This is a genomic window from Dyadobacter sp. BHUBP1 (assembly GCF_050587785.1).
In the GTDB taxonomy this organism is placed as follows: Bacteria; Bacteroidota; Bacteroidia; order Cytophagales; family Spirosomataceae; genus Dyadobacter.
This window is the reverse complement of record NZ_JBOBIH010000001.1, coordinates 1222706-1236504: the sequence shown is the minus strand read 5'-3', so window position 1 is coordinate 1236504 and position 13799 is coordinate 1222706. Positions and strand designations below refer to the sequence as shown.

The following is a 13799-nucleotide window of genomic DNA, read 5'->3' as shown; positions in this document are numbered from 1 at the left end:
TTTTTTTACCTAAATAAAGGACAAAAATATCCTTTATTTTTAAACTTCAAATCTATGTCCCCACTACAAAAAGAGCTCGTACAAGCCACAGTGCCAGTCCTGAAAGAGCACGGCGTATTACTTACCACTCATTTTTACAATCGGATGTTTACGCACAACCCCGAGTTGAAGCACCTTTTCAATATGGGTAACCAACAAAATAAACGTCAGCAAACCGCCCTTGCCATGGCCGTACTGGCCTACGCAGAACATATCGAGGACCCGTCGGTGCTCCTGCCGGTGATCGACACCATCGGGCACAAGCATGCGAGCCTGCACATACGCCCTGAGCATTACGCGATTGTGGGCCGGCACCTCATCGCCTCCATTGCCGAAGTGCTCGGCGAGGCGGCCACGCCCGAGCTCCTCGACGCGTGGACCGTCGCCTATGCCCAACTGGCAACGCTCATGAGCGGGCACGAGCAGAAGCTGTACGACGAAAAAGTGAACGTGCCGGGCGGCTGGTCGGGCTGGCGCCCATTTGTGGTACGCAAGAAAGTGAGGGAATCGGATGAGATCACTTCTTTCTACCTCTACCCGGTCGATGGCGGCGCGGTGGCCGATTTCAAGCCGGGCCAATACATCAGCATACGCCTGTTTCTTCCCGAAATCAACCTGCAACAGCCAAGGCAATACAGTCTTTCGAGCGCGCCGAATGGCGAATTCTACCGCATTTCGGTGAAGCGTGAAGCCGGTAGCCAGCACCCCGACGGCATGATCAGTAACCGCCTGCACGATTTCGTAGAGCCGGGCGACGTGGTAGACCTTTCGGCACCGTCCGGCAATTTCACCTTGCAGGCGGAGGATGGCAAACCGCAGGTATTCATCAGCGGCGGCGTGGGCCAGACCCCGTTAATATCCATGCTCGAAACCCTCGTGCGCACCGAGGCGACCGTGCCTATCACTTGGGTACATGGGTGCCGCAACGAGCAGGTACACGCATTCAAGGCCGACTTGCATGCCATTTCCAAAGCCGTGGCCAATGTCGAAAAACATTTCTTCTACGACTCCGCCGATAAATTGGCCGCGAACGAATACCTGGGCTGGGTATCCCTCGACCAGCTTCCCGAAAACGCGCTGCATCCCGACGCCAAATACTACATCTGCGGGCCCGGTCCGTTCATTCGCCAGCACTACCGCTACCTGATCGACCGCGGCATCGAGCAATCGAACATTCATTTTGAAGAATTCGGCCCGCTTTCATGGTCGGTCAACTAACTAGCAAAGGGAGGCGGCCCCTTCCTGCCTCCCCCACGCTACCCATGCGGCAAGCGCGCCGAAGACAATATTGAACACGGGCGACTCACCTCTAGAAAGGTGAAAAACCATCGCACAGGCCATGAGGAGAACTACGCCGGCCGCTGCAACAAAAGTTAATGCCGGCCGGATATTCGTCAATGCGGGTAGTACCAGACCGATGCCGCCCAGCAAGTCGGCAATGCCCGTCAGCTTCACCACCAACCGCGGTACCTGCCCCGTCCACGGCCACATAGCCGACAGCGCTTCTGCGGGTTGAAACAGTTTCATCCAGGCAGCCCAGACAAGTGTTACCGATAACAGTACCTGCGTCAGCCACAATGCGATATGCAGCCCCTTCGAAAATTTCCTGATTGCCATAAAAATGATGTTTTGTGAGGAAGCAAAAGTATTTATCTTCGCTTTCCGTTCGATAGTACTTTCCCGATCGGATAGTACTTTCCAATCGGATAGTAATGCAACCTATCACCCACAAATACCTGAAATGCTGACAGGAAACGGCTGCCCTAAAACCGCACTATCGATCCGCGATGCCCTCGAAGCGCTGGAAGGGCGATGGAAACTGCTGATACTCTTTGCGCTATCGTCGGGGCCTAAGCGATTCAGGCAACTCTCCGCCGAAGTTACCGGCATTACCGATAAGGTTTTATCCAAAGAACTGAAGGCATTGGAGATGAACCAACTTATAAACCGGCGCGTATTTGATACCTTCCCTCCTACGGTGGAATACTCCATTACCGAGCATGGCGCTTCACTTGAAAAAGTGCTGGAAGAGCTGCATTACTGGGGTTTGGCGCATCGGGCGAAGATTATCAGGGGCAATTAAAAGGCGTCCGCGAATCTCGCGAACGCCTTTTGCATTACATGTAAACCAAATGTATGAGGTCTTGTGCAATTATCTGCGTACCAGTATTTGACGGGTGGTATGGGAGCCGTCCGTTTTCGTGATGATCAGGAAGTAAGTGCCTTCGGAGAATTGGCTCACATCGACGACTGACCGGAATCCGGTTGATTGATATACCTCCGACCCGCTTGCTGTGAGGATTTTCAAATTCAGCACCCGGTCATTGTCCTTGAAATCGATATTCAACCGGTTGGAAACGGGGTTGGGATAAATAGTAGCCAGCTCCGATGCTTTACCCTCATCTAAACGGATTGCTTTCTTTTCGATAGTTTCTGATAAATTACCTCCTTTTTCCTCCGGCACAGGCGCAGTACTATTTCCCATCAGATAGGCCGGTAAATAGCGCCATGGCCCATAGGGTTGCCCGGTTAATGCTAAAACGGGATCATATTTGACACGCACCCGCACCTTGGTGCTCGGCCCTTGCTTGTCAATCACATTTTTCAGTTCCAAACCAGTGGTACCCAAGTTCGAATAGGAACTTTGTGAATTTGTGGATTGGGTACTGTTGGTAATGCGGTTGTTGCTGCCTTTGGAAAAGCCTTGTCCTGTCGGCTTGGTTTCCCATACCAGCTTGCCTTTGTTTCGGCCTGTAAACGACTTGGCAAAGAGGCCGGCGCCGAAGTTGGTTTGGGGGAATTGGGTGTGGTTGATGGGGGTAGAGAGGTCGGTGTTGTAGAGGCGGAGGTTGTTGCGGGTGCCTAATGTGCTGTTGCCGTAGTAGACCCAGGCTTTTCCTTCATTTGTTTGGCCATTATCATATTGATGGGCACTTACGATAATGTCGCTGAAACCATCGCCATTAATATCCCCGGCACCGGCGACGGAGTTACCTAAGAATGCGCTCTCTTGATTTCCTTCTATCAATATGTTGTGTGAAGGTGAAATTCCGCTCGATGAACCCAGAAATAGATACGCTGCTCCTTCGTTAACCTGAACATGGGTATACCCGATAGCTCCAACAACCAGGTCACAATATCCATCGCCATTCACATCGCCAACCGATGACACATTGCCAAAATTGCTACTCGCGACATTGCTTTCAATAATGGTTGGCACGTTAGTTAAGCCGTTGGCAGAGCCATAGTATATAAAAATGGCCCCTTCATCGTATTGGCCATTACTTAACCACTGCGCGCCAACTGCAATATCACCAAAGCCGTCGCCATTGATGTCTCCCGCACTGCACACCCCACCCATTTCGGCTCCTTCAATGTTACTTTGAAGGATAGTCGCATTGGCTGGATTAATTTTCAACTGGGAACCGTAGAGAACGTATACGGCACCTTCGTAGTTTTGACCATTTGAATAAAACGGGTGTCCAATTAGAGCATCATCAAATCCATCGCCATTTACGTCTACACCACCAGAAACAGTATTCCCCAGGTAAAATCCATTAAGAGCGCCATTAACTATAACTGGGTTTAGATCTATCCCTTGTGATGAACCATAATAAATAAATGCCCTGCCTTCATCTGTGAATTCCTGATATATGTCGTATCCGGGCTCACCAATAACGATGTCACTAAAGCCATCATTATTTAAGTCGCCAGTACTGGAAACGGATTTTCCGAAATTGCCTTCATGCTGAGTCCCGAGAATTGTCGTTTCATTGATCTGGCTGAGGCCTGATGGAGATCCATAAAAGATGCAGACTTTTCCTTCATCTGATGTGCCAATATCAAATAATGGCATACCTATGATCACATCCCCAAAACCGTCTCCGTTTACATCCCCGGCACTGGACACTGATCCTAAACCCGCGTGCTGTTGATTGCCTTCAAATGTGGCGTTTGGAATGGTGGACAATCCCTGGGCGGATCCATGGAAGACAAAAGCAGTACCCTCAACGGGTTGTCCGTTATCGTAACTGTTTGCTGAGATAATCACGTCACCAAAGCCATCCCCGTTAACATCACCTGCACTTGCCACTGACCAGCCAAATTGGCTTAGAGGTTGATTCATTTCCAGATTTGTAACAACATTTTCTTTAATACCACTTCCTCCCCCATACCAAATAAAAACACTTCCCTCATCGGTCTGCCCATGATCAAATGCATAACTTCCCACCAGCACATCGCTAAACCCATCCCCATTCACATCACCTGCGGACGAGAGCGCATGCCCGAGCCGGGCATCCACTTGATTGCTTTCAATAATTGTCGGATTAGCCGTTATCAACCCATTTGCCGAGCCTTTGAAAACAAAAGCGGCACCTTCCAGGGCTTGCCCATTGCTGTAAAGCCGTGCACCGGCCATTACGTCACTGAATCCATCTCCATCCACATCACCCGCGCCAGCCACCGCAAAGCCCATCATGGCATTGGCCTGGTTGCATTCCAGAAATGTTACCAATCCCAAACCATTCGGCGCACCCAGGATCAGCACGCCTACGCCTTCATTGGACTGACCATTATCAAACTGATGGGCACCGGCCAGCATGTCCGAGTAGCCGTCCCCGTTGACATCGCCCGCCATGGCCACGGAAATCCCCAAATTGGCCTCGGCCTGATCGAGCTTGAAAACGTAAGGGCTGTTGGTGACCAAGCCGTTTACAGAACCCTTGTAGATCATCACCACACCCTCATTGGATACAGATGCATCGTAATATGGCACTCCCACCATAATGTCGGAGAAACCATCGTTGTTGATGTCCCCGGCATTGCTCACCGAATATCCCATTTGCGCATTGGCCTGGTTGCATTCCAGCACCGTAGCAGCGAGGCTGATTCCGCCGGCTGTGCCGGGGTATAAGAAAGCCGCGCCTTCGTCGGCCTGGCCGTTGTCGTATTTGGGAGCGCCTACCAACACATCGCTGTATCCATCGCCGTTTACATCGCCTGCGGTCGATACCGAAAAGCCCAGCCATGCAGAGGTCTGGTTGATTTCCAGTGTTTTGTCGGCATTGGCGGGACTTCCGTTGGCGATGATCGGGTCGATGGTAATCGGGTAGGCTGCATTGGCTACGTCGACGTTGATTTCAATTTGTTTTCCAAGGAGCGCTATGCTTGCAGTAAGAGGCTTGCCTTCTGCATCCCAGCATTTCAAATCGCTGTATGTGAGGCGGTCGGTTTGCTTGCCTCCGTTACCGGAATAGAATACTAAATGATCGGTATCCTGCTGTCGGGCATGCAGGCCGTGGACGGACAGGCGCACGGACAGCTGCCGCGTATGTGTTGGCGCCTGGGAAATAATGAAGTTCTGCCGGATACCCGCATGGTTGTTAATGAATTCTTCGGTAAAACCATCGTGTATGATGGTGAGCGTATCGCTACTATGATCCGTTACAGCATCGGATTCGGGTTTGGCAACCAGCTTTCCATCCGCGTAAACGCCTTCATTGATAAGCTCCATTCGGAAGTTCTGTCCTGTCGAGTCGATGCGGTTCTGAATGGAAAGTTTTCCGGGCCGGTAGTAGGCGCGGAGGTTATGAAGCCGGTTCGGGCTTTGCAGCGCGTGATGCGCCGAATCGTAGGTAATGTGGTACTCCCTCCTGGCAATTTCGTTTTGAATGCTGGTCAATGTGCTGCCCGTTGGGGCGTTTGTCAATAAGGGCTTAGCCGTCTCCGGCGGCATGGAAGGAGTCTGTTTCTCCTGATTGCGGATTATCATTGCCAGAATCACAAGGATTGTAAAGGCGGCCATTCTTACCTCGCTTCCAATGATCGTGTAGTGCTTTTTCATAGAATCATCGTGTTTTATTTGAAGGGATATTATGCTGATTGAAACTACAAGTTGATGCCGAGCAGGTTACGAAGAAGAAAGCAATGTCCGATCGGTTAGGATTCATTGACCTTTCGGAATAAAAAATGCTTCCCGGAATTTCAGGGAAGCATTTGAAACATGATACTGGTATTAAATGGGACATTCGGGAAGCGGTAACGCACCGCTACCAACGCTCCTCAGCAATCTCATCCGCTATTCTTCGATTAATATCAATCCGCGCGTTACGAAAGACGAAAACCGTCGTGCCCCATTCCCTCGAATAGCGATTGTTCACCGAATCCGCAGCGAAACCGGTGGTAAACAAAGGGCCCGTTTCTTTCAGTTCGGTTCCGCTATTGTGCCATTCTTTGACGCGGATCACGTGTCTGTATTTTCGGGTCAGGTCGAACCAATTTAAGTAATCGGCGTTGAATGCGACCGCGCTGACGCCTTCCTTGGTATAGTAATTAATGGCCCCGGCCTGGCCATAGTTGTCGCAAAGCACCAGCGTGACGGCACGGTCGGGCATGGAGGCGTAGGCAGCGTCTACTTTGGCAGCCAGCTCGCGCCAGCCGAGCATATCGGCAAAATCCTGCGGCAGCTGATGATCCCTGCCATCCTCCCAGCGCAGCATGCCCAGCTTCCGGTAAGGCTCCGGATCGGCGATGATCTGCTCAGGGGTTTTATTGGGGAACGCCACATTGAACAGCGGAATGAATAGCACCACGGGGATCAGCACAAATACTGTCCGCAGCCAGACCGCACTGACTTTTTCGGCAATGTAAACAGCCCCGAATGCAATGTAAACAGGGTAAATACCAATGGCATAATAGCCTTTCGCACGCAGGTAGGTAAAAACAGCCAGGGTAATAATGATTGCAAAAAAGAACAAACGGTAGGGTGCAAACGGCCGGTAAGTGAGCAGCCCGTAAAGCCCCGCGACGATCACAAACAGCGCGCCCATGAAGTAGAGCAATTGCTCCTTCAGGAAATCCGCGCGGTTCATATTGACGAGCTGCGTTTCGGCCAGCAATTTCATGTGGTGAAAAACGGGAAAATTGTTTTGGTACTGCCAGATCAGATTAGGCGAAATGAGCAGTAATGCAAGCAGCAGGGCAAAATAAACATGCTTGTTCAGCAGCAGCTTGCGCTGAGGCGTCAGCAAAATGGCGGGCAGCAGCCCCACGACGGCAAACACAATGTTGTATTTATTCAAAAAACCAATAGCAAACACCACCGCCAAACTATAAAGCCACCGTTGTTTTTGGGTACTGATATAACCGATCAGACAGAAATAGAGTGTCGTCCAGCAAAGCACATCGACGGAATTGGGCTGAAAAAGCTGGTTCAACCGCAGCAAAACCGAAAACAGCACGCAGGAACCGGCTAATATGCAGGCAAATAAGCTCCCTCCAAGTCTTTCCACGGCCCTCCATACGACCAGGAGCGTCAGCGCTCCGAACAGCACCGGGAAGAACCGCACGGCCCATTCCCCGTTACCCAACGCACGGATCACCCAGGCGATCCAGGAAGTAACGGGCGGCACCGACATGAACCCCCAGGCCAGGTGATTACCCTGGTCGAGGTGCAGGTACTCATCCCGGTGAAGGTCATAGCCCGGGATGATAAGAAAATATTGGAGCAGGAATTTCAGGACGATAAAAGTCAGCAGCAGGGTGGTTCTCCGGTTCATAGATGTTTGTGATGTGCCAGGAAAAGAATGGGTAATTAAGCCATTTACTTTATTTTCTGAAACCCATTTTCACAGCAGCGTTGTCCGCCAGCCTCCTGCACCTGTCCGAAATCGGACATAGCGCCTCATCAAAACCAATACCAAAACATTGATTCACAATTAAATACATTAAGATCACAAACATGGAACGTATTTTTAGACAACACCGGTTCGACCTTTAACTGTCTTAATCCGGCCTGCCATGCTTCGCAACTATTTTAACATCGCCATCCGCAGCCTGCTCAAAAACAAGCTGTTCTCCTTCATCAATATCTTCGGCCTCGCGCTCGGTATGGCTTGCAGCCTGCTGATTTGGCTGTGGGTTAAAGACGAGTTATCTTTCAACCGCTTCTATCCCGGGATTGCGGATATCTATTACGTCCGCTCTGCCTATAATGAACACGGCCAGACCGGCGTGAGCGACGTTACACCAAGCCCATGGCAGGAAACCCTGGAAAAGAATGTTACCGATGTCCGGGCCGTCACCAAAATCACTTTCGAGCGCGAACTCCTGGTACAGGTCGGGGAAAAATCCACAAAAGAAACCGGCATTTACGCAAGCAGCAGCTTTTTCAAGGTGTTCCAGACACCATTCATCGAAGGCTCAGCCAGCAAGGCGATCGAGCGACCAACGTCCATTGCCATCTCGCGAAAAATGGCCGAAAAGTATTTCGGGAAAAGCAGTGCGGTGGGTAAAGCACTGAGGCTGAATAATACCTCGGACATGATTGTCAGCGCGGTGTTTGAGGACATTCCGCATAACTCGTCCGTCCGCTTCAACTGGATCGTCAACTTCAAGGCCCAGGAAGCCGACTGGATGAAGTGGTGGGGCAATTCCAGCTTCAAAACGTATGCATTATTGGCTCCGGGCGCGGATCCGGCGAAGGTAGAAAAAGTCATGCGACAGGTCATCAAAAAAGCCGCTCCGCCTCAGCTCACGTCTTTCCCGTTGCTGCAAAAGATGGCCGATACTTACCTCTACACCGAGTACGCTAACCTGAAACCCTCCGGCGGGCGGATCGAATATGTACGCATCTTTTCTGTCGTGGCGGTGTTCATTCTGCTGATAGCCTGCGTAAACTTCATGAACCTGGCTACCGCCCGCTCGCTCAAACGCGCCCGCGAAGTGGGCGTTCGCAAAGTAGTGGGGGCCGAAAAGAGATTCCTGGTGATGCAGTTTCTGGGTGAATCACTGATCGTCAGCACATTGGCTTCGATATTGGCGACATTCCTGGTGTTGCTTGTGCTCCCGGTATTCAACAAAATCGTCCTGAAAAACATCGAACTGCATTGGAACGACCCGTTCCTGTGGAGTTCCATTATCGGTTTGACACTCATTACCGGGATCGTTGCAGGCAGCTATCCGGCGCTGTACCTCTCGGCGATGCAGCCGGTGCGGATATTGAAAGGCAAAATGACGTTTTCAAACAGCAGCCTCCATTTGCGGAAAGGACTTGTCGTATTCCAGTTCAGCCTCTCCATTTTCCTGATCGTCGGCACGCTGGTCATCGGCAATCAGATGAATTATATCCAGAATAAACGGCTTGGCCTCGACAAGGAAAATATCGTATATATTCCATTGGAAGGTGAATTGAATAACCGGCTGGAACCCTTTCGCCAGGAAATCCTCGCATCCCCGACAGTCTCCGCAGCCACTACCGTCGGTGAAATACCTACCAATATCTACGGCAACTCTGGCGATCTCGACTGGACCGGTCGCGACCCGGACACCGACAATACCGTATTTGCCACTTATGTGGGTTATGATTTTACCAAAACTATGAATATCCGCATGGCTGCGGGAAGGGATTTCTCCAAAGAATTCGCTGCCGACACTACCAATTACATCATCAATGAGGCAGCGGCCCGCCTGATGAAAATGCAGGATCCCGTGGGAAAACAGGTGAAATTCTGGATGGGTAAAGGCACTATTGTAGGTGTTATGAAAGACTTTCACATTACCTCCCTGCACACGGCAATCAAGCCGCTGATCCTGGTCCACTACAAGGGACTCAATACCGAACACATGATGATCCGCATCAAGGCGGGCGAGACCTCGCGCGCATTGGCACACATCGAGCAGGTAACACACGCATTCAACCCGAACTATCCTTTTACTTATCATTTCCTCGACGAATCTTTCGAGAAAATGTACCGTTCCGAGCTGATCGTGGGCGTTCTCATCCGCTATTTCGGGATCATGGCGATTGTCATATCCTGCCTCGGGTTGCTCGGACTGGCCGCATTCACGGCCGAGCAGCGCACGAAAGAAATCGGCATCAGAAAGGTTCTTGGTGCCAATGTCGCCAGTGTGGTGACGCTCTTGTCGCGGGATTTTATCAAACTGGTGTTAATCGCCATTATGCTGGCTACCCCGCCCTCCTGGTATGTGATGGATCGCTGGCTGAGCGACTTTGCTTACCGCACCGAGCTTTCCTGGCAAATATTTTTGCTCGCCGGACTTATCGCTACCGGCATTGCATTGCTTACAGTCAGCTTCCAGAGCATTAAAGCTGCGCTGACCGATCCCGTCCAATCGCTGAAGACCGAATAAACGGCATCAAAATAAAGGCGGTCCGGTTTTCCGGACCGCCACACACAAACCCATGCAAGGCGATAACGCTACTGAGCCGCCGATGCCAGCACTGCCTGTGCACTCATAACAACCATCAGACTGCCGGAAGATTTCGAAGGGTTTACAAAAATCATATATACGTCATGCGGCTTGCCGTCCGATGCCGGAAGTTTCACAGGAATATCGAGGGTCGATGGCTTAAAATCCAGCTTGTCCGACGGTTCGAGGTACGCCGACTCCCCTATCACCTTGCCGGTAGGGCTATCAAGCCGAAGTTCTACCTTGCCCCCCAATGCATTCAGCTGCGGCTTCGGTGCCATCGCCATGACGCGGAATGCCGAAACGCCATTCAGATCGACTTGCTTCAAGCCCATATAAGCCCCCGTTTTCGATGGAATAGCAAGGTTGTTGCCACCATAGGACATTTTATTGACATTGTCATACACGTCGAAGCCGTGCACGTCCAGGTTCGAATTACGCAAGACGAACGTCTGCTCGGAACGTAGCGCAGGCAGGCCTTTCGCGCCCTTGTCCTCGTACGCTGCGCGCACCACGAACACCCCCTTGCCTTTATCGCCGCTAGGCAATGCGGCTGTGTAGCTGCCTTTGACCGGCAAGGCGGCATTTGCCGCGGCGTCTCCCGAAAGGTTCAGGATATATTTAACCATTTCCGAAGCATCCGCTGCCGAAAGCTGCGGGTGTGCGGCCATAGCCGTTTCGCCCCAAACGCCTCCCCCGCCATTGATCACCTTCTTCGTCAGAGTCTCCACCGCCGAGCTGTTGCCTTTGTATTTACGGGCAACATCGGTATAGGCCGGCCCTATCGATTTCTTGCTGATGGCGTGGCAAGCCTTGCAATCGCTCGCTTCTATCAGCTTCTTGCCGGTCGCAAACTGGGCAGCCGCATCGGCGGACCGGTGTCCCTGGGCAATGGCCACCTTGTCGAAGCCTTCGGGTAGATAGTCGATATTAACCGCGACGCGATCCTCGTCAATTCCGCTTCCCAAAGTACCATCTTCCTTATCCTTCACTTTCACATCATACTGGAACGGCTTGCCCGGCACGAAAAACGACTTGTTAGCACCCGGCATATCCAGGCTCAGCACCGGCGCTTCATTACCGACCGTCACATCCACCGATTGCGTCGAAATGCCACCCTTGCCGTCGTTTACAGTCAATGTCGCTTTGTAAACGCCCGTTTTGGCGAGTGTCAGCTGTGCATCCGGGGTATTGATGGTTTTGGTAAAACCGTTTTTGGAAGTGATTTTCCAAGAATAGGTCAATGCATCCCCGTCGGCATCGTCGGTACCGGCCGCTGTAAGTTTCAATGCAAGTGGGGCGGAACCACCCTGCTTGTTCGCAGCCATTTCGATCTTTGGCTTGCGGTTACCGCCATTGTATTCAATGCGGATCAGGCGGGCGTCGTCATTGGCAGAGAACCAGCCAGAGCCATATTCGAGCATGTACAGGTCACCATTTTGTGCAAATTCCATATCCATCGGATTCGAGAACTTGTAACTCGGCATAAAGCGCTCCATCGACGTGTAATTGCCTTCCTTATCCATCGAAACGGCCATAATCCAGCCGCGCATCCACTCATAGGCAAGCAGCTTTCCATTGTAGTATGCGGGAAAGGCGCGGGACGCATTCTTGAAATCATCCGAATAGAACACCGGGCCGGCCATGGCGTTACGTCCGCCTGCCCCCACGAGCGGAAACTCGGGCGAAGCGTCATAAGGATACCAGATAAATGCTTTCTGTGCCGGCGGCAACACTTTCAAACCGGTATTGCTGGGTGAATTGTTGGTAGGAGCAGCCGCGTCCCATTTCTCTCCCGACTGGTTGGCCGTGAAATCGTATTTATTGTAAGCCTTGTTGTCACCCACAAAATGCGGCCAGCCAAAGTTCCCTGGTTTCCGGGCCTGTCCCACCTCGTCGTGCCCTGCCGGGCCGCGGTTAGGGTCCGGCTTGGCGGCATCAGGACCAACCTCTCCCCAGTATACGTAGCCGGTGTGCTGGTCTACCGAAATGCGGAACGGGTTGCGGTGGCCCATCGTGTAAATTTCCGGGCGCGTCTGCGCGGTGCCTTTCGGGAACAGGTTGCCCTCCGGAATGGTATAAGAGCCATCCGGCTGTGGTTTGATGCGGATAATCTTGCCCCGCAAGTCGTTCGTATTCGCCGATGACTTTTGCGCATCCCATGCCTCACGGCCTGCACGTTCGTCACTCGGGCTGTAACCGTTGGAGCCGTGCGGGTTGGTATTGTCGCCGGTCGAGAGATACAGGTTACCGTCCTTATCCCAGGCAATAGAGCCGGCAGTATGGCAGCATTCTTCGCGCTGCGTAGGCACATCCAGCAATACTTTTCGCGAAGCCAGATCCAGCTCGTCACCTTTCAGCTCAAAGCGCGCCAGTACGTTCTTCGATTCGTTCGGGTCGGAATAGTAGAGGTAAATCCAGTGGTTTTGTGCAAAATTCGGGTCTTTGTTCAACCCCAGCAGCCCATCCTCTCCCATCGACTCCTTGCCTTCCTTGCTCACATACTTTGTGCTCACAGGCAGCTTCGCAATGGTTTTGAGTTCTTTGGTTTTGATATTGTAAAGCAAGATCTCGCCTTTTCGCTGGATAAACAGGATTCGACCGTCGCCCAGTACACTCAATTCCATCGGTTCGTCCAGTTTTTCAGCCAGTATGACCTTCGAAAAACGGTTTTCCTCAGGACGCGCCTTGGCAAAATCGACCGGTTTGGGCGTGTCGCCACCCGTGGTGTAGCGAATGCCCGCCCAGAGGTGATTCAGGAAGAGCGGCTCTTCGAAAGTTTCGTCGGTATGCCCCATTGCCGTATAAAACGACCGGCCTCCATCGAACTCCTGGTACCAGCTCATTGGGTGAAAATCCGGGTTTTTACCGCCGGTATAGCTTTTCTCGTCGATTTTCAGGACGACGTTGATTTTCGGGGAAATATTTTTGAAACTGTAAAATTCATCGCTCCGCTCAAACTCGTCGGGCATTCCCTGTGTCGCCCAATGGTTTTTCTGGGTCACGATAAACTTCCCTTTCTGTACATTGTTGGGCATTGGATGGTCTAGAAACCACGCACCGGCCAATGCGCCGTACCACGGCCATTCGTATTCCGTGTCGGAGGCTGCGTGAATGCCCACATAGCCGCCACCCGCCTGGATATACCGCTCGAATGCGCTCTGCTGCTCCGCATCGAGGATATCCCCGGTAGTATTCAGGAAGATCACCGCATTGTATTTTTTCAGGTTGCTTTCTTTAAACTGTGCGGCATCCTCCGTAAAGCTGACGCCAAAGCCTTTCTCAGTCGCCATTTTGCTCAATGCCTTTTTCCCCGCCTCGATCGACGGGTGCCTGAAAGCCGCGGTCTTGCTGAAAACCAGCACCTGCATTTTGGGCGCCTGCGCCATTACGTGGCCAACGAGGAGCCACGCACAGCCAAGCAGCACCCCCTGTAATTTTTTCTTCATCTGGTTAGGTCGTTTGAATTAGTGACCATCAAATGTACAGTAAAAAGCACTATTGTCTATCTTTGAGACAATAAATTTCATTCTATTAATTATTTCAAC

General features: G+C 51.7%; 7 protein-coding genes. 3 read left to right on the top strand and 4 right to left on the bottom strand.

Annotated elements, in window-relative coordinates; all coding sequences use genetic code 11:
• Positions 1-54 precede the first annotated feature (54 nt).
• On the top strand, positions 55-1257 hold the full coding sequence (hmpA, locus tag ACQ4MZ_RS05110; protein ID WP_430843502.1) for an NO-inducible flavohemoprotein: 1203 nt from the start codon (positions 55-57) through the stop codon (positions 1255-1257).
• On the opposite strand, the gene ACQ4MZ_RS05105 is transcribed toward hmpA, so the two are convergent.
• Positions 1258-1656 carry a DoxX family protein gene (locus tag ACQ4MZ_RS05105; protein ID WP_430843501.1) on the bottom strand — a complete coding sequence of 133 codons (399 nt, stop codon included), beginning with the start codon at positions 1654-1656 and terminating at the stop codon, positions 1258-1260.
• A gap of 124 nt (positions 1657-1780) precedes the next feature.
• On the opposite strand from ACQ4MZ_RS05105, the gene ACQ4MZ_RS05100 reads away from it, so the two are divergent.
• The gene (locus ACQ4MZ_RS05100) at positions 1781-2122 is read left to right on the top strand and encodes a winged helix-turn-helix transcriptional regulator (protein ID WP_430843500.1); all 342 of its coding nucleotides are present in this window, start codon (positions 1781-1783) and stop codon (positions 2120-2122) included.
• A gap of 69 nt (positions 2123-2191) precedes the next feature.
• Here ACQ4MZ_RS05100 and ACQ4MZ_RS05095 read toward each other — a convergent pair whose 3' ends face one another.
• Together ACQ4MZ_RS05095 and ACQ4MZ_RS05090 are read right to left on the bottom strand one after the other, a co-directional pair.
• Positions 2192-5884, bottom strand: coding sequence for an FG-GAP-like repeat-containing protein (locus ACQ4MZ_RS05095; RefSeq protein ID WP_430843499.1), 3693 nt, complete (start codon positions 5882-5884; stop codon positions 2192-2194).
• Between the two features lie 205 nt (positions 5885-6089).
• Positions 6090-7598 carry a glycosyltransferase family 39 protein gene (locus ACQ4MZ_RS05090; protein WP_430843498.1) on the bottom strand — a complete coding sequence of 503 codons (1509 nt, stop codon included), beginning with the start codon at positions 7596-7598 and terminating at the stop codon, positions 6090-6092.
• 241 nt (positions 7599-7839) lie between these two features.
• On the opposite strand from ACQ4MZ_RS05090, the gene ACQ4MZ_RS05085 reads away from it, so the two are divergent.
• Positions 7840-10191 carry an ABC transporter permease gene (locus ACQ4MZ_RS05085; protein WP_430843497.1) on the top strand — a complete coding sequence of 784 codons (2352 nt, stop codon included), beginning with the start codon at positions 7840-7842 and terminating at the stop codon, positions 10189-10191.
• Between the two features lie 68 nt (positions 10192-10259).
• Here ACQ4MZ_RS05085 and ACQ4MZ_RS05080 read toward each other — a convergent pair whose 3' ends face one another.
• Positions 10260-13700: a ThuA domain-containing protein gene (locus ACQ4MZ_RS05080; RefSeq protein ID WP_430843496.1), complete on the bottom strand. Its 3441-nt coding sequence runs from the start codon at positions 13698-13700 to the stop codon at positions 10260-10262.
• Positions 13701-13799 lie beyond the last annotated feature (99 nt).

Bases quoted from the DNA above. Each gene is read 5' to 3' on its own strand.
- ACQ4MZ_RS05095 (WP_430843499.1), bottom strand. From the start codon at position 5,884: ATGAAAAAGCACTACACGATCATTGGAAGCGAGGTAAGAATGGCCGCC.
- hmpA (WP_430843502.1), top strand. From the start codon at position 55: ATGTCCCCACTACAAAAAGAGCTCGTACAAGCCACAGTGCCAGTCCTG.
- ACQ4MZ_RS05105 (WP_430843501.1), bottom strand. From the start codon at position 1,656: ATGGCAATCAGGAAATTTTCGAAGGGGCTGCATATCGCATTGTGGCTG.
- ACQ4MZ_RS05090 (WP_430843498.1), bottom strand. From the start codon at position 7,598: ATGAACCGGAGAACCACCCTGCTGCTGACTTTTATCGTCCTGAAATTC.
- ACQ4MZ_RS05100 (WP_430843500.1), top strand. From the start codon at position 1,781: ATGCTGACAGGAAACGGCTGCCCTAAAACCGCACTATCGATCCGCGAT.
- ACQ4MZ_RS05085 (WP_430843497.1), top strand. From the start codon at position 7,840: ATGCTTCGCAACTATTTTAACATCGCCATCCGCAGCCTGCTCAAAAAC.
- ACQ4MZ_RS05080 (WP_430843496.1), bottom strand. From the start codon at position 13,700: ATGAAGAAAAAATTACAGGGGGTGCTGCTTGGCTGTGCGTGGCTCCTC.